This window comes from Leptospira abararensis, from assembly GCF_016918735.1.
GTDB lineage: Bacteria > Spirochaetota > Leptospiria > Leptospirales > Leptospiraceae > Leptospira_A > Leptospira_A abararensis.
This window is the reverse complement of the sequence record NZ_JAFFPR010000035.1, coordinates 39,270-63,739: the sequence shown is the minus strand read 5'-3', so window position 1 is coordinate 63,739 and position 24,470 is coordinate 39,270. Positions and strand designations below refer to the sequence as shown.

General features: G+C 38.1%; 22 protein-coding genes. 5 read left to right on the top strand and 17 right to left on the bottom strand.

The window, feature by feature from the left end; translation table 11 throughout:
- The first annotated feature begins 211 nt into the window (after positions 1–211).
- Together JWG40_RS10870 and JWG40_RS10865 are read left to right on the top strand one after the other, a co-directional pair.
- The gene (locus tag JWG40_RS10870) at positions 212–1,099 is read left to right on the top strand and encodes a helix-turn-helix domain-containing protein (protein WP_205285944.1); all 888 of its coding nucleotides are present in this window, start codon (positions 212–214) and stop codon (positions 1,097–1,099) included.
- Between the two features lie 51 nt (positions 1,100–1,150).
- The gene (locus JWG40_RS10865; RefSeq protein ID WP_205285824.1) at positions 1,151–3,661 is read left to right on the top strand and encodes a discoidin domain-containing protein; all 2,511 of its coding nucleotides are present in this window, start codon (positions 1,151–1,153) and stop codon (positions 3,659–3,661) included.
- Here the strand turns inward: JWG40_RS10865 and JWG40_RS10860 are convergent.
- Both JWG40_RS10860 and JWG40_RS10855 read right to left on the bottom strand, forming a co-directional pair.
- Positions 3,647–4,471, bottom strand: coding sequence for a 1,4-dihydroxy-6-naphtoate synthase (locus tag JWG40_RS10860; protein ID WP_205285823.1), 825 nt, complete (start codon positions 4,469–4,471; stop codon positions 3,647–3,649). The two genes, JWG40_RS10865 and JWG40_RS10860, sit on opposite strands and share 15 nt — an antisense overlap.
- On the bottom strand, positions 4,468–5,646 hold the full coding sequence (locus JWG40_RS10855; protein WP_205285822.1) for an AZOBR_p60025 family cell surface glycopolymer formation protein: 1,179 nt from the start codon (positions 5,644–5,646) through the stop codon (positions 4,468–4,470). Before JWG40_RS10855 ends, JWG40_RS10860 begins: the two co-directional genes overlap by 4 nt.
- Before the next feature lie 76 nt (positions 5,647–5,722).
- Here JWG40_RS10855 and JWG40_RS10850 point away from each other — a divergent pair, with 76 nt between their 5' ends.
- Positions 5,723–6,526: a magnesium transporter gene (locus JWG40_RS10850; protein WP_205285821.1), complete on the top strand. Its 804-nt coding sequence runs from the start codon at positions 5,723–5,725 to the stop codon at positions 6,524–6,526.
- Here JWG40_RS10850 and JWG40_RS10845 read toward each other — a convergent pair.
- The 11 genes from JWG40_RS10845 to JWG40_RS10795 are packed head-to-tail and all read right to left on the bottom strand — an operon-like array spanning position 6,516 to position 20,207.
- Positions 6,516–8,840 carry an ATP-binding protein gene (locus JWG40_RS10845; protein ID WP_205285820.1) on the bottom strand — a complete coding sequence of 775 codons (2,325 nt, stop codon included), beginning with the start codon at positions 8,838–8,840 and terminating at the stop codon, positions 6,516–6,518. The genes JWG40_RS10850 and JWG40_RS10845 overlap by 11 nt on opposite strands.
- A 57-nt stretch (positions 8,841–8,897) precedes the next feature.
- Positions 8,898–10,730 carry a molecular chaperone HtpG gene (gene htpG / locus JWG40_RS10840; RefSeq protein ID WP_205285819.1) on the bottom strand — a complete coding sequence of 611 codons (1,833 nt, stop codon included), beginning with the start codon at positions 10,728–10,730 and terminating at the stop codon, positions 8,898–8,900.
- Positions 10,731–10,733: 3 nt separating this feature from the next.
- Positions 10,734–12,302 carry a BatD family protein gene (locus JWG40_RS10835; protein ID WP_205285818.1) on the bottom strand — a complete coding sequence of 523 codons (1,569 nt, stop codon included), beginning with the start codon at positions 12,300–12,302 and terminating at the stop codon, positions 10,734–10,736.
- Positions 12,286–13,917 carry a VWA domain-containing protein BatB gene (gene batB / locus JWG40_RS10830; protein ID WP_205285817.1) on the bottom strand — a complete coding sequence of 544 codons (1,632 nt, stop codon included), beginning with the start codon at positions 13,915–13,917 and terminating at the stop codon, positions 12,286–12,288. Before batB ends, JWG40_RS10835 begins: the two co-directional genes overlap by 17 nt.
- Positions 13,914–14,867, bottom strand: a complete 954-nt coding sequence (gene batA, locus JWG40_RS10825; RefSeq protein WP_205285943.1) for a VWA domain-containing protein BatA — start codon at positions 14,865–14,867, stop codon at positions 13,914–13,916. Before batA ends, batB begins: the two co-directional genes overlap by 4 nt.
- 2 nt (positions 14,868–14,869) lie before the next feature.
- Positions 14,870–15,709: an LB_053 family protein gene (locus JWG40_RS10820; protein WP_205285816.1), complete on the bottom strand. Its 840-nt coding sequence runs from the start codon at positions 15,707–15,709 to the stop codon at positions 14,870–14,872.
- Positions 15,702–16,520 carry a DUF58 domain-containing protein gene (locus JWG40_RS10815; protein WP_205285815.1) on the bottom strand — a complete coding sequence of 273 codons (819 nt, stop codon included), beginning with the start codon at positions 16,518–16,520 and terminating at the stop codon, positions 15,702–15,704. Before JWG40_RS10815 ends, JWG40_RS10820 begins: the two co-directional genes overlap by 8 nt.
- Positions 16,521–17,501 (bottom strand): AAA family ATPase, encoded by a 981-nt coding sequence (locus JWG40_RS10810; protein ID WP_205285814.1) that lies wholly within the window; start codon positions 17,499–17,501, stop codon positions 16,521–16,523. It abuts the gene before it with no gap.
- Positions 17,492–18,811, bottom strand: coding sequence for an LIC20035 family adhesin (locus tag JWG40_RS10805; RefSeq protein WP_205285813.1), 1,320 nt, complete (start codon positions 18,809–18,811; stop codon positions 17,492–17,494). Before JWG40_RS10805 ends, JWG40_RS10810 begins: the two co-directional genes overlap by 10 nt.
- Positions 18,808–19,350 (bottom strand): PaaI family thioesterase, encoded by a 543-nt coding sequence (locus JWG40_RS10800; protein ID WP_002991511.1) that lies wholly within the window; start codon positions 19,348–19,350, stop codon positions 18,808–18,810. Before JWG40_RS10800 ends, JWG40_RS10805 begins: the two co-directional genes overlap by 4 nt.
- Positions 19,347–20,207: an alpha/beta fold hydrolase gene (locus JWG40_RS10795; protein ID WP_205285812.1), complete on the bottom strand. Its 861-nt coding sequence runs from the start codon at positions 20,205–20,207 to the stop codon at positions 19,347–19,349. Before JWG40_RS10795 ends, JWG40_RS10800 begins: the two co-directional genes overlap by 4 nt.
- Before the next feature lie 92 nt (positions 20,208–20,299).
- On the opposite strand from JWG40_RS10795, the gene JWG40_RS10790 reads away from it, so the two are divergent.
- Together JWG40_RS10790 and JWG40_RS10785 are read left to right on the top strand one after the other, a co-directional pair.
- Positions 20,300–20,728: a hypothetical protein gene (locus tag JWG40_RS10790; protein WP_205285811.1), complete on the top strand. Its 429-nt coding sequence runs from the start codon at positions 20,300–20,302 to the stop codon at positions 20,726–20,728.
- Positions 20,725–20,979, top strand: coding sequence for a hypothetical protein (locus JWG40_RS10785; RefSeq protein ID WP_205285951.1), 255 nt, complete (start codon positions 20,725–20,727; stop codon positions 20,977–20,979). Before JWG40_RS10790 ends, JWG40_RS10785 begins: the two co-directional genes overlap by 4 nt.
- Here the strand turns inward: JWG40_RS10785 and JWG40_RS10780 are convergent.
- From JWG40_RS10780 to JWG40_RS10765, 4 genes are read right to left on the bottom strand one after another with little or no spacing between them, the layout of a single operon-like run.
- Positions 20,965–22,236, bottom strand: a complete 1,272-nt coding sequence (locus JWG40_RS10780) for an NAD(P)/FAD-dependent oxidoreductase (RefSeq protein ID WP_205285810.1) — start codon at positions 22,234–22,236, stop codon at positions 20,965–20,967. The two genes, JWG40_RS10785 and JWG40_RS10780, sit on opposite strands and share 15 nt — an antisense overlap.
- Entirely contained in the window at positions 22,224–22,712 is a 489-nt protein-coding gene (locus JWG40_RS10775; protein ID WP_205285809.1) for a low molecular weight protein-tyrosine-phosphatase, read from the bottom strand. The genes JWG40_RS10780 and JWG40_RS10775 overlap by 13 nt, the downstream gene beginning before the upstream one ends.
- The gene (locus JWG40_RS10770; protein WP_205285808.1) at positions 22,713–23,387 is read right to left on the bottom strand and encodes a M48 family metallopeptidase; all 675 of its coding nucleotides are present in this window, start codon (positions 23,385–23,387) and stop codon (positions 22,713–22,715) included. It lies immediately after the preceding gene.
- Between the two features lie 23 nt (positions 23,388–23,410).
- Positions 23,411–24,457 (bottom strand): putative porin, encoded by a 1,047-nt coding sequence (locus JWG40_RS10765; RefSeq protein ID WP_205285807.1) that lies wholly within the window; start codon positions 24,455–24,457, stop codon positions 23,411–23,413.
- Positions 24,458–24,470 lie beyond the last annotated feature (13 nt).

The following is a 24,470-nucleotide window of genomic DNA, read 5'->3' as shown; positions in this document are numbered from 1 at the left end:
TTTATAGTATCCCAAACCCGAAATATAAAAAAATTCCCCTGGTGTTCCAGGGGGTCGGGGTTTCCCGAAGGAATGTTGTTGGATGAGACATAATTAACATTATGTCAGATAATGTCAACTCCTTCGTAAAATTTGCTTAAATTTGGTTTAATTTTTGCAGAAAAGCGGAGGAGCTTTCGTGAGCGACCAGCGGCATCCCTATATCCGACTGATGACCGACATCATAGATTCTGGTGTTTGGGCTGGCCTATCCCATGCGGCCAAAACACTCTACCCGGTCTTATTGAAATTCAGTGACTACAACTTCAAACCAGTTTGGCCTAATACAGAAACATTGATGAGGCTTACCGGATTCAAAACAAAAAAATCCATTGTTTCTGCCAAAAAAGAACTCACACAAGCGGGCCTACTCTACCAAGTCCCCGGCAATGGACGAACCTCAACAAGGTATCATTTTTCTTTTCATTACGAGGGTTCCAGAATTACCCCCCTGGGGGATACAAATATAACCCTCAGGGATTCCGAAATGGGGGCCTCTGGGGGTTCAAAACTTGCTCCTAAGGGGGGTGCGGACGGGACCCCAAACCATATTAATATAACTATATCTAATACAAACAATCTACCTGCGGTGCCAGCGGCGGGAGAATTGAGCAAGGAAAAGGAAGAAAAAAAAGCATTCGAAACTTTAGTGGAACTCTTTGGACCTGAGATTGCATTAGAAGCTTATAAAAAAGCAGTCTCCTTACACATGGAATCAAATGCATCCTATGTTCAATCGCTCTGCCGGGAGATCATTTCCGCCCAAAGGCAGGAAGTGATTAAAACTGAGCAGAAAGTTTCCGGGGAAGAAACCTTTTCCCACCCTGCCTCCTGGGCTGGGTTTTTATCCTGGGCAAGCAAAGAACTGACCCAATCCTCATGGAACCAACTTGAGAAGGTGCAGGTAGAGACCGATGGGAATGTGATCGTAGTCACCTCTCCCCTTCAGGGGCATTTACGCCAAATTGTGAATATGTATTTTACGGAACGAGTAAGACCGGCAGTCCTTGTAGTATTCTCAGAAAAAGAAGAAGGATCGCGCCTCAGTGAAATTCGATAGACTGGATAGAAAAACGGTATTTTTTGGAAGGAATCAGCACCAAAAAGCGCAATGAAAGATCATTTAATCCGCACAAGCCACCCCTACTCTTTACCAATCAAATCAGTTTCCACTTCGGGAACCTTCGAAGTCAAAAATGAAGAATTTTTATCGTTTTTTGAAGAGAAGGAACAGTCCTCACTTTCTTCCATCATCTTTCAATTTGATGATGTGGTTTATTTTAATGGAATCGAACTTTTACCTGGCAAAGATGGTTTAGACTTTTTTCCCGATTCTTTCCGGTTTGAATTGTCTCACGATGGAAAGTATTGGGAACCAATTTTACAAGAGTCTTCCTTTCGGAAGTCTTTCAAAACTTCAGCAAAATGGCTTTTTTCTCTTACTAGTGCCCGTTATGTGAAGTTTGTTTCCAAAATTTCGAGAAAAGCCAGTAACGGGAAAAATCGGATTAGTTTTGGTCAGTTGAAAATACTCGTTACAGGAGTTCAATCGATCCAAGCAAGTTCTGAGTTGGATAGGCTGTATGTGAAAGAAAATCTTTTTGATACAAGGCCTGACTACGGATGGTCTTCTAAAAAGAAAGAAGAACCGGAAGAAGAATATTTAATTTTAGACATGGGTTCTGTGAACCGCATTGAAGAGATGCGAATGCTCACAAAGAATGACCCGATCACAAATTTCCCTGAACGGTTTGTAACATATTATAGCGAAGATGATATTACTTGGCACCAATTACACGAAGAAAACTTCTTTTTGTCTGAGCCTGGGACTTGGTATAAGTGGAGATTCTCTTCGGTCAACTTAAGGTATTTGAAATTGGTTTTTTTCCAAGAGAAACAACCAAACAAAAAAGACTACATTACAGAAGTCATTGAACTCGAGTTATACTCTAGTCCCGATAAAAAAGATTCCGGTGGTCCCACAAGAGAACCCCTCCCCTATGCTTCGGTTCTTAGGTCAGGGATCATTCGCCTTGCTGTAGATGGAGAAGTCAAGGAAGGTGTTGTCGTTCAAGCTAATGACAGGCGCCTTCGGGATGCGACTACGGAATATCGAGGGATTGTAGAGCTCGCATCAGATGGGGAAGAAAAAGCTGGGGTTGCCGTGCAAGGCAATGATAAACGTCTAAAAATCGCCACTGAACTCACCCATGGCCTTGTTCGATTGTCAAGAAGTGGAGAAGCAAGACCTGGACTTGTCGTCCAATCTGATGATGAACGTCTGCGAAATGCTTCTACCGATCATCCGGGAATCGTTGAGCTTGCGTTAGATGGGGAAACTCGCCCGGGCGTAGCTGTCCAAGGAAATGATTCTCGTCTTCGTGTTGCCACAAAAAAATCCATTGGCCTTGTGCAACTTGCTGAAGCGGGGGAAGTTGCTATTGATAAAGTCGTTACTGGAGATGATCCAAGGCTTAGAGATGCCACAAATACTGCCAAAGGAATTGTGCAACTCGCACCTAATGGTGGTGAGGAACCGAACACTGTGGTTCAAGGCAATGATAAACGCCTCAAACATGCCAGCACAGAATTACATGGGATTGTACAATTGGCTCATTCAGGTGAAACCAAATCGGGTGCGGTTGTCCAAGGAAACGACAAACGATTGGCGAAGGCGGGGTTTCACGATGCTGGCATTGTTTTACTCGCAAATCATGGAGAAGCTGTTCCCGGTAAGGTGGTGCTTTCTGATGATCCTAGATTGTCTGATAAAAGAGATCCAAAGCCACACACCCATCCTTATGCAGAAAAAGAACATGATTTTAATTCACATACAGGGCTTTTGAAAATCACAGGAGAGGCGGAAGCTTCTTCTAAAGGATTTGTGCCGCCTCAAGCAAACGACGCTGTGATCTACGGAAAAAATACAAAAGTAGGAACAGGAGTTGTGGGTGTATCCTCTGGCACTGGTGTAACTGGGTTTGGGGATTCTGTCGGCGTGTATGGAATTTCCAAAGGAAAGATTTCCAAACAATCAGCGGGAATTTTAGGCGCAGGAACGACGGCACCGGGTGGAAGGTTTTTATCTCAGTCTGATTTTGCACTCGTAGTGGATGGAAAAGGAATTCCTGAGATGGAGCTTTCTGGATCAGGCAAAGCAATTTATGCAAATGGAGAGTCTCTATTTGAAGGAAATCTTCGTATTACAAAAGAAGGTGGTGAGGAGTGTATTGCTCGTTACTTCCGATTGGATGGGAAGGATGTTGTGACTGCGGGGGATTTACTTGTGGCAACGGAAGAACCAGGAGTTCTTGGAAGGTCCAAACACCCCTACTCCACAAACGTCATCGGAGTTTGTGTCACAAATGCCCATGTCGTTTTTGGAAAACAAGAAAAGGCTGTCGAGTATGTTCTTGTGGCACTTCTTGGAATTACAAAGATGCATGTCGACGCAACACAAGTGCCGATTTATCCAGGAGATCTTTTGGTTTCTGGATTATCCTCTGGTCATGCTGTCAAAGCGGATCCCACAAAATTAAAACCAGGAATGCTAGTGGCAAAAGCGCTTGAGGCCTGCAAACGAGACAAAGGAAATATCCTTTGCCTTTTAACTTTCTCCTAAAAACAAAGGGAATGGGGCGGGTTTTTTGATAAAACCTGCCTCGATAGCCCGTTTCAAAAGATACTCCACAGCTCCGTGCCCCTCTTCCCCTAAATTTTTTGTGAATTCATTTACATACAAATTGATATGAGATTTGATTACCGCATCTTCTTTGTTTTGCGAATTGGCGCGAATGTAATCCATCATTTCTTTGGGTTCTAGGTAAGCGGCACTCAAACTTTGTCTCAGATTGGTTTGAAACTGAAGAGCTTCCTCTTTTGGTATATCGCGGCGGATGGCAATGGCACCTAAAGGAATGGGGTAACCCGTAGATTCCTCCCACCATTCTCCAAGATCCACTACCTTTTCCATTCCCCGTCCTTCATAGGTAAATCTTTCTTCGTGGATGATGACACCAAGGCTATCTTCCTCACTCATGACTTTTGGAATGATTTCATCATAACGGAGTGGGTGTGGGTTATGTTTTCCATTAGTATATAAAGATAAAAGAAGATTGGCAGTAGTTAACATTCCTGGAATGTAAAGTTTTTTGTAATTGGTAAGATCTGTTTTGGAATTTTTCTTTCTAATAAGTAAGGGACCGCAACCTCTCCCGAGGGCGGAACCAGTTTCGAGTAAAATGTATTTGTCTATGATTTGAAAGTAGGCAGCAAACGAAAGTTTTGTGACAGGAAATTTTCCCTGGAAAGCAAATTCGTTTAAGTTTTCTACATCATATAATTCTTCTTTGACCGGGTAACTCGCGTTACGGATTAAGTGGTAGAAGAGAAAGGTATCGTTTGGGCATGGGGAATAAGCAAGAGATATCATAGATTTAAGAAAAACTCCTTTATGGGTGTGATCCAGAGGATCCGAATGATTAAAAATACAAACAGGGTAATGGAGATCCCAAGAAATAGGCGTAAAAAAGGCCTTTTTAGTCCCCCTTCTAGTAATAAGGAAAAAGGTAGAATGAGTGTGAACATTCGGCTTAAGTTATCAAAAGATCTCCAATACCCCTCTTCTGCAATCAGGATTACAAATAAACTTCCGAAGATCGGAAATAGTAGGTTAATATTTTGTGAAAAGGATTCTTTGAGTGATTGGATGCTGACAACCGACAGGGAAATCAAAGAGATAAAAAATAGAATTTTGGGAAGTTCTTTCGCTTTGAATTGGAAAGATCCACCCTCTTGGAAACTTTTAAAAAATCCAAATAGAGGGAGGTCTGTCATATCACGAAATCCAAGAGGATTGGTTCCCAAGTGGTTTGGTGGATGGATCCAGCCGTAACCCACCAAACAAAGAAATGCGATGCCAGGGAAGGAATAAAGAACTATTTTCCCCCAATTTTTTTCCATGAGAGCCATAAAAACTATGGGCACAAGAAATAAAACTCCTAACTCACGAGTGATTACCATCAGTAGAAAAAAGAAAACGGAAAGAAGGTCTTTTTTGTTTTTAAAGAAGTAGAAGGCTATGATTCCAAAACTGACAAAGAGGGAGTCGGCAACGAGTAGTAAATTTGCGTTTAGTGAGAAAGGAGAAAGTAGATAAAAGACAACAAACCATTTTTTTGTTTCTGGAAGTAGAGAATACAAACAAAAGACAGATACGGAGAATACTAGAAATAGAAAGAGGAGAGTGACCAAGGGGTAGTAAGAGAAACCAACTACCATTGAGACTGCACCAACAAAAAGAGAGAGTCCCATTCTATGAAAGCGGAAATGGTAAGAATCGACTATCAGATCCCAATCACCACCAACAAACAGATCTTTTGCGAGAAAATAGAAGAATTGCCCATCATACCCGCCTGACTTGTAGATCACAAAATTTGAATCAACGAGGTTTGGATTGATTTCGTAAAACCCTTCCCAAATTCCGATAAGTGCGGAAAGAGAGTGTTCATAGGGAGCTATTTTGTGGTAGATAAGTCCCCCGACTCCTAAAAGGAAAAAAACCAATAAAAACCAAAGTTGGTGCCGTTTCACACTTCCATTTTGCAAAATTTAACAGATTCGAAAAGGAATTTCTCTGGAATTCTACGAAGATTCTGACAGTTTGTATCCAAAGTTGGGGTAAATGAAAGAAGTTCTCGTTACAATCCAAAGTGTGTATCAATATTTAGAAAAACTTGGCCCCAAAAAATCCTTTCAGATTTTGAAGAATCTTGGTTATGAAAAGTTACTTTCGTTAACCGGAAAGGTTCCTAAGGAAAGGCTTATCGTTCTTACGCAGAAGTTAAGTGAGGACACGGTGGTTGAACTTGTAAAACAAATTCCAGAAAAGATCCTTGTGGAGATGATTCGTGAGAATGATGACGATGATTTGGTTTACTTTATTCACTCCCTTCCTATGGCGGATTTAGCCCTTGTTTCACGGAGCATTCCTCCTCATGACGTGGGGTTACTCGCAAAAACTTTAGGTAAAGAGACTAGTGTGGAAATTCTTAAAACTTTAGGAATTGAAAAGTCCATTGCTCTTCTTAAAGAAATTCCTATGAAAGACTTCCTTTGGTTGGTGGATGAAATTCATGTGGGACCCGTCATCCAACTTGTGAATGAACTTTCTGTAGCAGATTGTAAAAAGTGGATCAAACAACGGGGCCTTGCGGAACTTCCGATACTGGTAAAATTTTTTGGAGTCACGAACGCTCTTGTGATTTTTAAAAAACTGGGTATGAACCAAGCTTTAGAAATGATGCAACTGTTAGGAACTCGAGAGATGTTGGAATTGTCGCTTCTTTTGTCGGGAATGCATTTAGAGGAAAAGAATATGCCGGCATTGGCTTTACTAAAACCAAACGAACTCCCATCCAAAAACAAAACAAAACAAGCTCCGAAGAAAAAACAAATCCCGAAAAAGAAAAAAACTTCTAAACGGTAATATTGACTTTAGGCAAGAAAATTGTGAATTTACTTCCCTCACCCATCGTACTTTCTACAAAGATTTCGCCGGACATTTTGTCCACTAGTGATTTAACAATGGAGAGTCCAAGGCCTGTCCCCCCAATTTTTTTATTATCAGAGGATGGGATTCGAAAGAAACGATCAAAGATTTGGTTTTTGTAATTCGGGTCAATCCCTATGCCTGTATCTTCCACAGTGATTTCAATTTTGCCATTGGTTTCGCGGATAGAGATTCCGATTTTTCCTTTGAATGTATACTTTAGCGCATTCACATAGAGATTGGTTATGATTTGTGAAAATTCAAATTTAATGCCACGTAAGAAAAAACCTTTTTTCAGTGAAAGATTCCATTCGATTGGTTTTCCTTTTGCAAGGTGAGAGTTCATATGAATGACATCTTCAATGACTGGAACTGGGTCAAAAATTTCAATCACCTCGGCTTCTTTGTCTTTTTCTCTAGATGTAGTTAACTTTAATAAGTTTTCGATTAAGAAACTTAGACGTTTGGCATTTTTGTCGATTACTTCCAACATGTTTTTATGTTCGGTGTTAAACGGTAGCGAAGTGTCCGATTTAAAAAATTCCAAATATCCTCTAATATTTGTCATAGGACTTCTGAGTTCATGGCTTACATTGGATATGAATTCATGTTGCAAGCGTTCTTGTTCTTTTCTCTCAGAGTTGGGTCGGAATTGTACTTGGTAGCGTTTTTTTGGTGAAAGGAGAATTGATGTAAAGCTAATGTCTACATCTAGTTTACTTCCATCTTTTGCCAGGATTTCTACATCGGGGAGAGATAACATAGTATCAGAAGAGAGGTCCGAACCAAATCGGAGTTGGTTAGAAACTTGATTTCCCAAAATGATATCTTCAATATTCATTTTGGTGGTATCGCCTCGAGTATAGCCAGTTAGTAAACGGAATTGATTGTTTGCTTCTAATATACTTCCTGTGTCGGCATCCACGAGTGCAATGGCCTCTCTGGAAAATTCAAACAAATACCTATACTTTTCTTCGGAATATTGTAAATCTACGGCAGATCTATCTAATTTGATCTCTAAAATAGAAATTAAATTTTCGAGTTCAGTGATTTCTTCTCTTTGGAGCTCTAACTTTGCATTAAATGAGTCTAACATTGAGTTTACGAGAACCTTCACTCTGTTGTCTAATTGTAATGTTTCATCGGAGTTGAGTCTTGAGTTATAATTGCCCTGAAGGATATCTAATACTACGGAATTTACATCAACGATTAGATGTCTCACTGCATTGAGTTTTCTGTAGTTGATTTGAGAGGGTGCATGGAGTTTGGTTTCTGTTGGCTCTTGGAAACTACTAAGTTTACGCACATCAAATACTTTTTTAGGTTCCAGTGCTGCTAAGATTTCATCAAAATCAAAAGCATTTTTTACAGCATCGGGTTGGATAACCCTACGAATCAGTCGGAAATACACATCTTTTAGGAGAGGATAAAGTGTAGTTGCATCTCCCTTGTAAGAAAAAATTCCTTTTTGGATGAGAGGATGTGCATTCAGAAGATTTTTTGTCTCCCCTACTCGGAGGTGCGGGTAAAAATGAGAGAGTTGTAAATCTTCCCAAAGATTTCCATTACTGAGTTGGTTTGTGTTTTGTAACAGATCGATGGCTTTTTTGACGGCAAGAAGAACACCGGAGATTTCTCTTCCTGTTTTTAATACAGCGTCTCCACTAAACGCTAGTAAGGTGGATGGGAAAAAGGATTTGGTTTCTAAAATCGGTAGTTCAAGTGTATTGGCAAAATCTTGAAAGTTCCTAAGAAAAGGGCTAGAAAATGGATCTGATACGAGACCAAGGCAAGAGGGCTTTAGGAATTCTTTTTCCTCTAAAAATCCTGGTGTATCAATATAACGAACCTTGACTGGATTTTTGGGAGCATACTCTTCTAGAAATTTTTCTGCATAGAGTCTTTCCACAGAGTATTGGTGCGGAACGGGCAAAATGTACGCTTTGTTTCTTGTGAGATCTTCTGGTTTGAATTGGAACCGGGAATAAAAGGAGAGTGGAGAGTGGTAGAGATAAATTCCTTTATAAATGCGTTTTAGTTTGGATTTTTTTAAAAAACTATCTTGTAGGTAGGCGATGGTAGGGACTTCTCCCGCTTCTACTCGACCAGCGTCTAGTAATGGCATAATCGCCTTATGGTGGGTGTTGACGTGAAGCGTTACCTTCACACCAAATTCTTCAAAGTATCCTTTTTTATAGGCAACTACAACCGGTAAAGAACTAAGGCGACTTGTTATACAAATCTGGATCACATGGCAACAATTCCAAAAATAGGAATCGTTGCCAAATCATTATAGGTGGATTTGTGGCTATGTGGAAAAAATCTCTTGGAGAAATTCCGTTGTTCTTTTGGTATACTCCGAAACTTCTTTTTCATCCATAACCTTTGCCGAAAGTAAAGAAAGGTCATAAATGATCCTCGCTAATTTTTTTCCTTTTTCTGGATTTACACCTTCGAATGCTTGTAAGGCGGACTTTACTAGCGGGGATTTCGAGTTTACCATAAGTGTATGTGATTTCAGAATGTTTTTCATGTCTTCTCGGTTTAACATTGAATTCATTTCTGACATTCGTCGCATAAACTCTGGCAAAAGGATGACGCCCGGTACATCTAAAGATTTTAAGGCCTCTACTTTTACTTCCACACCCTCGGACGGTAACGAAGACTGAAACAATGATTGAATTCTGTCGGATTCTGTTTTATTTTCTTCATTTACTAAATCTTTTGCAGCTTCTTTGTCTACGATCTGGTCAGCAATTTCCGAATCCACTCTTTGGAATTTCCAATCAGGGTTTTTCATTTCTAAGTGTTGGATAAGGTGGGAATCAATTTTGGAATCAACTAGAAGTGCTTCCAGTCCTTGCGACTTAAGTAGTTCCATATAAACAGAACCCATTTCCGTTTCATTGGCGTAGAAGATTTTGTTTTGATTCTTATCTTTGTTTTTCTCCCAATATTCGGAAGTTGTTGAGTATCCACCTTCTGAATTTTTGAAAATTAGATAGTCTTTCATTGCATCGTAAAACTTTTCGTCAGTGAGAACTCCGTATTTTACAAACAACGATATATCATTCCAATTTTCTTCATATTTGGTTCTGTTCTTTTTGAAATCTTCGATGAGACGATCGGCTACCTTTTTGATGATATGGTTTGAAATCTTTTTTACTAACGGATCGTTTTGTAAATAAGACCTAGAAACATTCAAGGGAAGGTCTGGGATGTCGATGGTTCCTTTAAGAATGGTAAGGAATTGGGGGATGAGTTCACTAGCATTATCACTGACAAAAACATGATTACAAAATAGTTTGATCCCATTTTTTGAAGCTTCTAGCTCGTGGGTGAGCTTTGGAAAATACAAAATTCCTTGTAAACGGAACGGGTAGTCCACATTCAAATGGATATGGAAAAGTGACTCACCAGAAAATGGGAAAAGGTAAGAATAAAAATCTTTGTAGTCTTCTTGAGAAACCTTTGCCGGTTCTTCGGACCACAATGGTTTTTCTCGATTTGCTTTTTCATCTTGTACATAAATTCCAACAGGTAGAAAATCGCAGTACTTTTTGATTAACTCTTTCAATTTCCATTTGTCTAGGTATTCGCCGGACTCACTGTCCAGGTATAAAGAGATTTTAGTGCCTCTGGTTTCTTTTTCTATTTGTGAGATGGTAAAATCAGTTCCTGATTCACTTGACCACAAAACAGCAGCTTGGTCTTTTTTGTAAGATTTTGTTTCTATTGTGACCTTTTTGGAAACCATAAAAGAGGAGTAAAAGCCGAGTCCAAAATGGCCGATGATTTCAGCTTTGTTTTCTGCATTTTGGTATTGTTTTGCGAAGTCTGTTGCGCCAGAGAAAGCAATTTGGTTTATGTATTTTTTTACTTCTTCTGTGGTCATACCCACACCATTATCTTCGATGGAGAGGATCCTTTTCTCTACATCAAAGTTTAGGTCGATTTTGTATTCGTTTCCACCTTCAAATTCTTCCGATAAGGAAATCTTCTTTAATTTTGTGATAGCATCACTTGCATTTGATACTAATTCCCTTAAGAAAATATCTTTTTCTGAATATAGCCATTTTTTAATGATGGGAAAGATGTTTTCTGTTTCTACACTAATTTTTCCTGTTTCTTCAGCTGACATATGTTACTCCTTGATTTTTAGTTGTTTTTTTATTAATATGACTTTTGTTCTTTCTGGTTTGGATAGATTATGAAACGTTTTTTCTATGGTGTGAATATCCAAATCTCCTAGAAGGTTTATGAGATAGTTTGAAGCCTCTTTTGAGATTCCATTTTTTTCTAAATAGTCTGCGAGGAATACATTTCTTTTTTTTCCAAAGCTCTGAACCATTTCGAGAAATTCCCTAGATTGTTTGGTAAACGTATATCGTTTATATCCTAAGTAGGAAAAAACACCAAAAACCGCAAGAAAAACTAAAAGAAAAATGGAAGGTGGATTTGGGAGGTTAGATTTTTGGGGAGGAACCTGCAGTTCTCTTTTCTTTTCTGGAAGAATTGAAATTTCTGGAAATTGAATGGAAAGTGTTTTATATCGATTCTCTCTTAAAGAGAAAAAGCTAAACTGGTAAGGTGAAAGTTGATGATTTCCTTTTGATTGGATTTGGTACCCATAAAGAAATTTGACTACAGAGTAAAATCCATAGTCACCAGAATCTAATTTGCGAAAAGTTTTGTTTTTCGTTTGTGAGAGAAGTTGGTTTTTCGGATCGGACTGTGGAATCGGATTGATCCCTTCGTGTCCCCCCTCCCCTTCGATCGTAATTTCATAATAAGCTGTTTCCCCTTGATGAACGGTCTTTGGAAAGTTTGTTAAGTTTAATTTGAAATTTCCAATGGCTCCGGAAAATTCTTTTGGTTGATTCGGTGGAAGGTTAAGTACTGTCACAGTTGCTGGCGTTGTATTTACTGTTTCTTGTAAAGAATTAAATCGCAAACTATCGCCGGAAATGAATTTTGTTTTTCCGATTTGGAATCGCCCAGATTTGATCGCCGTTAATCCATAGATTTCTTTATCATAGACTAAGGTTTTTTTTAACCTATTGTTTCTTAATACTTCGGGTTCAATTTGTACGGATACTTGTCTTAAGGTTTCTGATAGAAAATATGGGAATGATATGGATTGGTTTGGATCTCTCTCTAGGAAAGGTTGTCTATATCCATTATAATAAAGTACATAATATCCGACGATCGGTTCTCCTTTATAAAAGACAGATTTATTTGTATGAAAGGATACTTCGGGCGATTCGTCAGAAGGCATCTCATCGATTTCGATAGGGAATGGATTAAAAAATTGGTTTTGGGAGTGTTTGCTTTTTTTGCTTACTTTAAATTGGGTGGGTGGAGATGAATAAGTTTTGTTGTCGTATTCTACGGAAATTTCCGGCAGTTTGAAAGTCCCTTCTGATTCAGTATCAACATAAAAATTTAATATCTGTGATTTAGAAACTTTGAAATTTATGATTTGCGTTTCGGTTCCACTGCCAACAAATCGGACACGAACTCCATTTTGTTTTATATTGGTTTGCAGAGCCCGGAAAGGTTTTTCGCCATGGGCTCGCACTTCTAGTTTTGCATGTTCTCCTAGAGAAAATTCGTTAGGGAAAAATTGAAATTCCACATCAGATGCAAATATCGTACGGAAAGGAATGATGCAAAAGAAAAGAAAAAGATTAAGTTTACCAAAATTTTTCATTATCGAAAGAACCTCCTTTTTTGTTTTTTAATATGGAGTCTTGGGAAAATGGATCTAATATCCTCTCTGCATCAGATTTATCTTCCTTTCCTTTATCCTTTCTTTCTTTTGGCTGATTCTCTGGATTGGAATCATTCTTTTTTTGTTTCTGGTTTTGTTCGGATTCTTTTTTCTTAGTTAGATGTTCGATATTTTTTTTCGCAGATAGATGATTTGGATCTATTTGGAGTGTTTTTGTATAAGATTTTAAAGCTTTTTTTTTGTCACCTAATCTTGAGTAAATGTTCCCGAGATTAAAATTTGTTTTTGCTTTTAGGTCGTTGTCAGATTTAGGATGTGCGAGAATTTTTTCTGCAATTTCTATTGCGTCTTTGTATTGCCCTAGTTGGTAGGCTGCTGATGATTCATTGTATAATAACCTTGGATCGTCAGCAATGTATTCTTTTGCTTTTTCGAATTCTTTTTGGCTTTCATTATAATTCTTATTATTGTAGGATTTGACCCCTCTTTCAATAGAATTACCACCTGGGTCTAATTCCCAGGCTTCCAGATTCCCAACCCCAAATGATAAGAATAAAAGAAGTGGTAAATAAATTCCCTTTGGTGTTTTTTGTAAAACTAAGTTTAGGATTCTTTCTAAAAATAGAAATATAAAAGCTGCGATTAAATAAGGATGAGCTCCATCTTCGTTTTTAAAACGTTCAATCGTTTGGATTTTCTTTTTTTTGACAGTTTGGATGGTATCTAAGAGAACGTAGGCTCCCTCTGCTTGGAATGACACATCATAATAGGATCCGTTATTTTGTTCTGCGATGGTTTTTAGTCTGTCTGGATTTAATTTTGAAGTAACTAAATTTGGTGCTGTTGGAGAAGTAGCGATTCCTGCGTCAATCGTTACATATCCTCCCTGCCCTGTTCCAGGATCGCGATATTCGATATTTCCTCCTTCTTGAGTTCCTATTCCCCATATGATCACCTCGCCTTCGATAGGTGGTAGGTTCTGGCTTTCATGGTCTTCTCCGTCAGAGACAAGAACTGTAATTTGCGAGGTGAGGTTGTTGTTTTTCTTTCTTATTTTGTTCACTCTCTCGAGGGCCAACGCAAGATCTGTACCTTTAGCTCCAACCATTTCAACACCTAGCGCTTGTATGTAGTCGGAGACGGCGGTGATATCTGAAGTTAAGGGACAAAAGGAAAATGATTGGCCTGCAAAAACAACAATGCCTAGTCGATTCCCTTTTAGGTTTGGAAGGATACGTAATGCTAAGTCTTGGAATCTTTTGAGTCGAGTTGGCCGTACGTCGACTGCATTCATTGATAAACTCACATCGACCACGAACAAAATGTCCGCTGATTCGAAATCTTTGGTGGATTCCATTTCTGTTAATTTTATTTTAAATAACGAATAAAATGCAAATATCAGTGAGAAAAGAAAACAAATAATCCTTGTAAGATAGATTTTTGAATTTGCTGTATAAATTCTGTTTTTTAAGCCCTTATGGTCTTCTTTGAACTGGTTTGCCTTGATGTTAATGTATAATTTCCCAGAAAAAATGAGGATCCAAATTGCTATAGATATGATGGCAATTGTAGCTATAGAGTCTAGGTCGATCATAGTTTTTCTGTTAGTGGATAAATCATGAATATTCCAGCAATTCCGAGTAATGTGAAAAAAATAAATAAGGCAATAGGGAAATGGGTTTCATGAATTTCCATGGGTTTGGAAGGAAGTTCTACTGTTTCCAAGCTGTTGATTTCATTTAAAACCTCTAGTAAAACTTCTGGGGACTCTGCACGAAAAAATCTTCCATTCGTGCTTTGTGAAATTGCTTCCAATGATTCATAATTAACTTCATATTGGCCTTGTTCTTTTCCAATGCCTATACAATAGACTTTGATTCCGAAGGTTTTGGCTGCATACGAGGCGGTTTCTGGATCCAGTTTTCCTGTATTGGAAACGCCATCAGTAAGTAAGATGATGACTTTAGATTTGGCTTGGGAATCTTTGAGTCGGTAAGTCGATAATACTAACGCATCCCCAACGGCGGTTCCTTGTTCGTTGATATCTTCGTCGGAGGTATCTGCAATCAATTCGTCTAACGCGTATATATCGTTGGATAGGGGTGATTGCAGATAGGCAGCACCAGCAAATAAAACAATTCCAATTCGATCATATAACCGCTTTTGAATGAATTCCCTCAGAAGTTCCTTTGAAACGGTTAATCGATTTTTGGGTAGAAAATCGTAAGAATTGACCATGGAACCTGAAATATCTAATGCAATCATGATATCGATTCCGTTGGTAATGTCTGGGGTTAGTTTGTATTTTTCTCCTGGACCAGCAGAAGCAAGGATCAGAAATATTCCAGCAAAGTAAAATAATGTCTCGGTGAAACTTAAAAAGAACTTTCTTAGTTTTGTAGGTAAATTTGTTTCAGGCTTTCGATATCTATCAGATTGAATGAGTAAAATGGCTCCGAAAGGTTTTTTTCTCCATTGGTATGCAGCAAGGATTATCAATGGGATGATAAGGAAAAGTAAGTAAGGCCGTTGGAATTGGTCCATGCTCATAACTCAAAATCCTTTTTGATTTTTTCCCATATGGATTGCGCAGATTCTTTTTTTATTTCGATATGATTCGCACTGTACTTCGTATTTCTGAAATAAATTCTAGTTTCTCGTAAAACAGAATCATCAATATGAGTTCGATCAAAAAGTTCTGCCAGAAATTCTGAATCTGTTTTTCCTAATAAATCTTTGTCTAATTTTTTGGAATAAACTGTTTTTAAGTATTCACTGATTTTGAATGCTAATTCTTTTTCGTATATTCTTTCTGATCCTAAATACAGTTCAATGGAATGCAGTCTTTTTGTGGTTTCTTCCAATATGGGCTGTCTTTCCCAAATAGCATCCATTACTTTTGGTTTGGATTTCCAGTAGATATAAAGAGCATACAATAAGTAAATATTGATTGCGGTGAAGGCTAGGATGAGGAGGAGCCGAAAGAAATAAGGTCCAGAAAAATTTATAGGAGGTTCAATATCTTCGATATCGGTTTCATACCCGAGAAGTTGCGATTTAACTTTAATGGTCTCCCTGGATTGAATTCTTTCGCCGTTTTGATCCCAGCTAACAGGTAAGATGAAGTTACCTGGTTTGTAAAAAATAATACAAGCCTTAAGTTTTGTTTTTTCTTTTACAACATCAAAAATTTTATATGAGGGCATTGTGTCGTCTTCATAGATTTCGCCTTCCGCCAAATCTAAGTTGGATTCATCAGACTCTGTGAATTCGATTTGGTAGTGGATCGTATCCCCCACATAAACATTAGTTTCAAATACTATCTCTTTCGGTTTAGCGTATAGAGAAACGGATGATAGTAAGATGATTACAATGTATTTAGCCATTTCTTTTGATCTTGAACAGCGGTAGGATTTGGTTCGAAAGTTTGGTATTGGGATTGATTTGTACAAAATTCACGCCGAAGAAAGACTTTGCTGCTTTTAGGTCTTTTGGATAGGTATTTTCTCGCTTGCGAAAATTGACCTGTTCTTGCGAGATCTCTTGAGACATGCGAAGCCAAAAGGGTAGTTGTATTGTATCTAATTCATCTTGAATCCAAACTCCGATCGGTTCCCAAACTTTATGGATTCTACTTGTAGTAATGTATTTTGAAAAATCTATGAAATCGGATATCCAATAAGATACAGCAAATTTGGGATAAAGTCTGAATGCAAATTGGTAGGCTTCTGCATAATCAGTAGTGTTACCTTGAGTTTGTTTTGTGATACTTGTAAATGTTGAAAAAACATCGGATTCTGTTCTTAACCATTTGCCTGTCGATAGATTATTGCCTGAAAAAGTAACGAGTAAAATCCGATTCCCCATTTTGGTGTGGAATAAGGATAAAAATAGTGCAATTTGGAATGCAGTGTCTTTTTTGGAGTCGCTCATTGAGTCACTCCTATCATAGAATATGATAATGGAAGCATCTCGTTCTTCATGATATTCTTTAGTGTAGAGCTCTCCAGTTCTCGATGTTACATTCCAATCAATATAACGTATATCATCCCCGAAATGATAATTCCTAACTTCTTTAAAATCGAGTCCCCTCCCCCTCTCCGGCATTGCCAAGAATCCTTGCCTAGTGGAAGAAAACTTTTTTTTAGTTTCCCATTGTAAAACTTGAAGGAGTCGTTTTAGTTCCGGAGATAACATTTAAGGAACTTCCGTAACAGATAGAATTCTTTTTATAATAGAATCTGTGCTGATATCCTCGCTAATTGCATCAATCGTTAGGTGAAGTCGGTGTTTTACAATTTCCGAGAAAAAACGTTGGATATCTTCAGGGATAACGAAATCTCTTCCATCCAAGAGAGCGTTGATCCTGCTCACTTTAAGCATCGCAAGACTTGCCCTAGGACTCACGCCATGTTGTATGAAATTTTTTAATTCATTATCGCTTGTGGTTTGGGGTCTTGTGTTTCTTGTGAGGTTTACGATATAGTTTTGAAGTTTTGGTTCGACAAATACTTGGTTTGAAATTTCAGAAATTTTTTGGATTTCTTTTGGTTTCATAATCTTTCTGGCTTTTTTCTTGGAGAAGTCCAGATTGCCATGTTGGTGTAAGATTGCAACTTCATCATCAAAGGATGGATAGGTGACAAGCACTTTGAATAAAAAACGATCCAATTGTGCTTCCGGCAGTGGATAAGTCCCCTCTTGATCGATGGGGTTTTGAGTCGCTATTACAAAAAAAGGAGGTTCAAGATCAAATGTTTCATCGGCAATGGAAACTTGTCTTTCTTCCATACATTGAAGTAGAGCTGATTGTACTTTTGCCGGAGCCCTATTAATTTCATCAGCTAACAGTACGTTGGTGAATATGGGCCCTTTCCGAATTTCAAATGACGAGGTCTTTGGATTAAATATATTTGTGCCGGTGAGGTCAGCGGGTAATAAGTCTGGAGTGAATTGGACCCTTGAAAACTTAGCATCAATGATCGATGCTAAGTTTTTGGCAACAAGCGTTTTCGCAAGACCTGGCATACCTTCGAGTAATACATGTCCGTTGGCAACTAGCCCTACAAAAAGGGACTGGATCACATTATCCATCCCCGAGATTGATTCGGATAGTTCCGATCTAAGTAGTTTTACTTGATCGGAGATTTCTGTAATTTGTTCTTTGTTTATTTGCATTGTGAAGGAGTCATTTTTGGCATTGGTTTGTCAATCATATAGTATTCTGTTTTGCCTCCAATGGTCCAACATCCCATCTTTCTTCCTTGAGGTTCCACAGGTCCTTTTCCTAATTCTCTTCCATCTTCCGAATATTCGGTGGCATCTTCAGTCGAACGAATCACCATTCTTTTTTTCCCAGAAGGATAGAAGTAAGTATAAGGAATGCTTGGTTTGTAATTAAGTTTTAGATCTTGGGTTTCTTCATCGATTTTTACTAGTGAAAAGAATAATTTTCCTTCTCCAAGAATTTTTCCGGTGTTGTCATATACTCTAGCAGATTCTAACATACTTTCGTTTGCCATATTGCCTTGGTACCCAATCTGCCCATTCTTATAGTAGAACTTCCATTCTCCGGTTCTAGTATGTTTTCTAGGTCCAGTTCCAAATATTTTTCCGTCGGCATAGTATTCTTTCCAAATTCCAGTTCTTTCATACTTAATGTCTAAGTTTTCTGAATTCTCTTTTTTGGAATAAGTTCCTTCTGCTAAAACGTTCCCTTTCTGTCCAAACATCTTCCACATCCCAGAACGAACATCTGATATATAAGATCCTTGCGATTCTATTGCCCCATCTTTATAATAATTAATTTCTTGTCCGTTTTTCAGTCCGTTGTTATAGGAAACTTTTGTTTTAATTCCATTTCCATCGGCACCTACAAAATGGTAGGTCCATTCGCCATCTTCCTCGTTTTCTTTGAAAGACCCTTTTTCAACCCACTCACCCTTGTTATTCTTTCTATAGTAAGGACCATTTTTTTTATCATCTATATAAGTTGTTTCTGAAGTTACATTGCCTTGTTTATCGAAAGTTTTAGCGATTCCTTCTTTTTTCCCATCGATCCAAGGAGTTTCTGCAAGGAATTTTTGTGGACTATCAGGATCTGGCTTTTTCCAAATTCCTGTTTTTTTACCATCTATATACTCACCCACTTGGTCTAGAGTAGATTTGTATTTTGGACTTTCTGCTGTTGAGCCAGGTTGTTCGAATTGAATGTATTCTTCCCAAGCTCCATGTTTTGGTAATGACTTGATTTTTGCAGGAGCAAACTTTGCCACTTGGTCTTCTGTGCATCTGGCCCCACCGCATTCCGCTTTTACTTCGCCAACCGCACGGATACCTCCAGAGTTTTTGAAACGTTCTGTTCGAATCCATTTCCCTTTGGAAAATTTTAGTTCGAACTCTTGGTCGCCTGACCCGTCTTTTATGGAAGCACCAGAACATTGTATGGCCAAGGTTATGGTGAGTAAGTAAAGAAGTTTTGGTTTCATGTTTCTATCCTATCAAAGAGATGCGCGCGTTTCAATTTATTTACCGATAACAATTCGTTCGCAATCGCTATTTTCCCGCCGGTCAACTTATCCGAGAAAAAACGGGGAGGTAAAATATGAAAGGCGCCCTCCCCTTTTACATAAAGAATCTCTCCATCGAGTGATGTGAGTTCACATTCTAATAATACTTTGCGTTTTGCTTTTTTGATGGGCCAAGCACGGATGAGTAATTCTTTTTCAACGGGTGTTGCTTTGTGAAATTTAAAACTCATGGTATCTGTCATCACAATATAACCTAAATGAAAGCAAAGACCACCCATCGCTTCATCTAGAACGGTTGATAAAATTCCTCCATGTACAAAACCTGGAGCACCATTATACATTTTTTTAAAACTATAGGTAAAGTTTACTTCCCCAGTTTCATCGTGAAAGGTGAAATCTGCGACGAGTCCTAATGGATTTTCTTTTCCACATCCAAAACATGTGTCATGATGGATTTCATAGCCATGTTTAGAAGGATTTTCTATAGGTTGGTTCATTCATTGTCCTTAATTGTTTCATTTTCTAAAAATTGTAAAACTGCCGAAGAAACTTCTTCTGGAGAATCCATATGTAAGTGGTGTCCACCAGGTAGGATCACTTCTTTTAAATCTTTTACAGCTTCTTTTCTGTTTTTATATTTTTCTGCTATGGGGAATCCCGACTTATCACCTAAGATCAGTAATGTTGGACATTCAATTCGGTTACAGAATGATACAATTTGTTCTTCAGTGTATCGAAAAAATGAATTGTAGTGAAGCCTTAAATCTCTTCTTGGTTTGAACCCTTTGGGAGTTTTTTCTATTCCTCGTTCCATAAGAATGGCAGCGGATTCTATTTTCATATCCCCTGCTCGCATCCGAACCCCTACTGCAGACTCCATATCAGGAAAGAAGGTTTCTTTTTTGCTTCTTGGATGGAGAATTTGTTTGATTGCTTCTGTAAGAATGTCTGGGGCAGAATCGGATAAATTGGTTAATGGACCAAGGGATTCGATTAAAACAAGTTTTTTGATTTTTAAAAGATTTGTTCCTGCAACTAACGTGGAGACTGCGGCCCCCATAGAGTGAGCCATAAGAATGAAATCTTCTAATCCCAATGCTTGGGCAATCGATACAACTTCAAGTGCATATTCGGCGAAGTAGTAAACGGTATTTTCGGGTTTGTGACTTGATTTCCCATGTCCTGGAAAATCGATAGAGATAAAACGATAGTCCTTAAAATATTTTGCGAGTGGTGCAAAACTATTGGCATTGTCCAACCAACCATGAAAGGCAAGGATCGGTGTTCCCTGTGGATTCCCCCACTCCACTCCCTCAATGGAGTGAAATTTTGTGCGAATCGAAATCGGTAACATATACCTAAGGCTTTTCGATTCCGTACCATTGTAAACATTTATCTTTTGGATTTAGGCTTGATTCTTTTTTACTTTTTTAATGAAATTTGTTCATGAGTCGTTTTCTTTTGATTGCCATATTCATTCTGATTGGGTCACCACTATTTGCGGAGTCCACATCAAAGCTTATTTGTGAAAGTATATCGGACTGTCAAAAAAAATCCGACGAAACTCAAATCCATCGAAAAAAAATCAGTTTTTTATCCTTTGCTATTACAGAATATTCCCAAGGGGCTTCTTTTAAGAATTTAGTTCCTTTGTATATGAATAGGGCAAGGGCAACAATTCTGGAAGCCAATGGTGACACAGGTTATAAGGGTGATGTGGTTTTAAAAGTGAGCCACAAACCTGAATACAAACAAACTCAATTAACTAAAGCGGAAGAAGACTTACGTTTTCTTGAATTAAATCAATCCTCTTTATCTAAGAATGAGCTTGCCGAACTTTTAGAATTAAAAGCTCTGTTAGGTCAGTCCAAATGATACGATTTACTTATCTTCTGGCCTTACTCATTTTGGCTTGTTCTCAACTCTCTAGGGAAGATCAATTCCGAGAGGAGTGTGAAAAAACAAGGAACAGAAGTTATACTTTTCTCTTACCAATTTTGGAAAGACATACAGCGGATGGAAATACAGAACTCAATAGAACCGTTTGGATTGGCAATGCTGAGTTAGCTTATAAAAAATGTATTTCCGAGGCTGAAAAAAATCGATATAACTTAAGGTCTAACTGAAAGTTCATCCATCTCTTCTTGGATGAGCCGTGACCCTGCTCGAAATGTTAAATAACTCCAGACCCAGCTAAGCAAAGTGCTTACTTTATTTTTAAATCCAACTTGGTAAACAAGATGGACAAAAAGCCAGCCGAACCATCCTAAAATTCCTTTTAAACGAAATTTCCCGAACTCTGCGACAGCATCGGTTCTCCCAATGGTAGCCATATTTCCTTTATCAAAGTAGTGAAACGGTGAAATCGATTTTTTCTTTTCGATTGATTCGATGATTTTTGCAACATACCTTCCTTGTTGCATGGCAACAGGAGATACACCGGGAAGGGGTCTTGTGAGTCCTTTGCTATAGTTTGCGGCATCTCCAATAACAAATACTTCTGGGTATTCTATGGTTCGACAATATTCATCTACTATGATTCTGTTCGCCTTATCTTTGTTAATTGGTGTATTTTTTGCTAATTCAGATCCCTCTACACCTGCTGCCCAGATTACTGTTTTGGATTCGATTGTTCTGTCACCTAGAATCACTCCCGTATCTGTGATGTCTAAGACAGGAGAATTGGTGAGAACCTCAACTCCCCTACTTTCTAATTTCTCTTTTGTGAAGTTACTGGATTTTTCACTAAAGGCTGCAAGTAACCTCGGCCCTGCTTCTATGAGTGTGACTTTAGTCATACCGGAATCGATATTCCTAAAGTCCTTTCTTATAATATTGTGTGAAAGTTCCGCAATAGAACCTGCAAGTTCTACCCCTGTCGGCCCACCTCCGATAATGACATAGTGCATAAAACTTTTTGCTTTTTCGTAGTTACCAATTAATTCTGCTTGTTCGAAGGAGAGAAGGATTCTTCTTCTAATCGCTAAAGCATCTTTTAGGTTTTTTAGTCCGAGTGTTTTTTCTTTCCAACTATGATTTCCAAAATAACTAGTTCTTGCTCCTGTTGCTAGAATTAAATAATCGTATGATTCCGAATTGTTTTGGAATTTTACTTCTCTATTTTTGAAATCAATTTCTGTTACATCACCTAGTAGAATTTTTACATTTTTGTATTTCGTAGTAATGGATCTGGAAGGAATTGCAATGTCAGCCGGTGACAACACGGCAGTGGCGACTTGGTATAAAAGAGGCTGGAAGAGGTGGTGGTTTTTTTTATCAACGACAGTGATATCGAAGGATTTATGGTTTGCGAGTGATTTGATTACTTGTAAGCCACCGAACCCCGCTCCAACGATTAATATTTTTTTCTTTATTTGAGACATTTCTCTACCCCTAAGAAATTTAGAAAGCCAAGAGAACAATCCTCCACTAGATCTTGAACCAATTCAAATGCAGATTCATTTTTATAATATGGATCGGGAACAATAGGAACACCTTGATCACTTCTAAATTGTCCAAACAGGAATATTTTTTCCTGAATTTTTTTATCATTAGTTAGACTGATTATATCTTGAAAGTTGTTCTGATCCATGACTAATAAATAATCAAAATGAGTTAAATCCTTACTGGTTAATTTCCTGGATCTATGGGTTAAGTGGATTCCTCTTTTTGCTGCAACTTTTCTTGTTCTCGGATCAGGGAGATCCCCATCATGATATCCGGACGTTCCGCATGAATCGATTTCAAACAGATTTTCTAAACTTTTATTTTTTACAAGTTTTTCAAATGCGCCTTCCGCTGCAGGAGACCGGCAGATATTTCCTAAACATACAAAAAGAACTTTTGTTTTTTGTTTCATTTAATTAAGGTAATAGATATTTTTTTTCCCTACTTCTTTCAGCCATTTTTCTGCATCTTTATAGTTAGGGTTCTGTGATTTAACAATTTTCCAGAATTTCGAAGAATGGTTATGTTCGATTGTGTGAGCAATCTCATGTAAAATTATATATTCGATAATATGATCTGGGCAATGAACCAAACTTAGGTTCAGAGAAATTTGGTTTTTGGAATTACAACTTCCCCAAAGGGATCGCATTGTTTTGATTGAGATCTTGGAAACTTTTGTATTTAAGTTGGTGGATACAGAATCGATCATAGGTTCTATTTTTTTTAAAAGTAATTCTTTTAAGATAAGTTTACCTTTGCGGATTCGAGAAAGTTCACTTTTTGTAGCTGGAATCTGGAGGATTTCGTCAAGGAAGCTATATTTTTTTTGCTCAGTCAAGTGGATGGTTGTTAAGTTTCCAAAGATATGAATTTTTTCACCCGTTGTAAATTTAAGTCTTTGAGGTATGTCCTTAGGAATTTGGTTGAGTTTTGACTGAATCCAATCTCTTTTTTCAGATATAAATTCATCTAATTGTTTTTTGGGTACTCGTTCCGGATGTTTTAATACAACTTTTCCATTTTGATAAACTACGAGTGAAATGTTTCTTCCCTTAGTCGTTTTTCTTTCGATTTTGAAATCTATCATTGTTTATTAGATTCTATTATTTATTATTCAGTTTTTGAGTCAATTTTTTCGGGATTTTCTGATTTTGATGACCAATCTAATTTATTGAGGACTCCAATTTCGATTGAATAGTCTTTTATATTGATATGTGATTTGAATCCGCTGACTAAATTGGAAGCTATGTCCTCCGTTGTTAGCCCACCTTGGGAAGTAAACCTACCTTCAGAAAAGAATCTACGGTGATTGATTCTGAGGTAACTTAACCAACTAGAATTGATTTTGTAACCTACTTCTACTTTTGATGCCCAGCCTAAACCATAGTTTTCTGAGAAGAAATTAATGGATCTTTGTACGTGAAAATCTCGGGTTTTGATTCTCCCAAATGAGGGCATAAAATTCAGGTCTAAATAAAAATCCCCTGAGGAATAACGATAACCACCACCGGCAAAGAATTCCCAAAGATCGTTGGAAAAACTGAGACCAATTCCGATGGGTCCGTAAAAAACTGGAGTCGATTCGATAAACTGATTCACATCATAAAAAAGGTATTTGAAGTATGAATATCTAACTCCGGTTGACAGGAAAAATCCAGACCCATTAACCCAGTAATTAGGATTTGCATCTTGAAAATAATATCTTCCATACAATTCTGCTCTATTTTCAAAAACTGTAGACTTTCCTTTCCCATCCGCGAAGTTGCGGCTTCCTGAGTAAATAGTTGCCGAATCTCTATAACTCCACTCGCGGGTTGCGATATTTGTGGTATTCTCAGATGAGATAGTGCCTAGGACAAAGTCTTCGTCTCGTGCTTGGCCTGATTTTTGATACCAACCAGTCGTTTTTAGGGCACCATTAATTTCCCATCGATCTTTTGTGAAGATTCCTTGGATTCCAAAGAGTGAAAAAGTTCGTGGGAAGGTAATTCTAGATCCTCCACGAATTCCCGATAGGTTCGGGTATTTATTTCCTGTCTCGAAAATATATTCCCCGCCGGACTTTTCAACTGTCGGACCCCAGATTATTTCCGCTGAGACTGAAGTTATGTTTAGGAATAAAAATATCAGGGGTAACTTTGAAATTTTAGGCACCAACGTAGGTTCTATT